The 255-nt window shown below is 42.7% G+C and carries 1 protein-coding gene; it reads right to left on the minus strand.

Annotated elements, in window-relative coordinates; translation table 11 throughout:
* The coding region (locus LB467_RS18945; protein WP_224475694.1) for a hypothetical protein at positions 1-255 on the minus strand (255 nt) is incomplete at both ends.

The raw sequence follows: 255 nt of genomic DNA on the forward strand, positions 1-255 counted from the left end.
CCAGTAACAACAGCACCAGCCATTATCCAGCGACCGGTTCTATCATACATTTTCTCATGGTGTTGGAGGAGCGAGTAGTCGACAAGGAGGAAATGAAAGCCTAAAGCGATAAATGTAAGGAAAGAACCGATGCCATTTACTTCCGAATCGTGGTAAAAGTAATAACCGATGATGATGTTGAAAACTGCAAAAATGGCTATGTGCCACCAGAAGATGTCATCCTCTATAGCCATCTCTTCATCTGATGCGTTTTTC

Origin of the sequence: Salegentibacter tibetensis, assembly GCF_020164485.1 — a bacterium.
GTDB lineage: Bacteria > Bacteroidota > Bacteroidia > Flavobacteriales > Flavobacteriaceae > Salegentibacter > Salegentibacter tibetensis.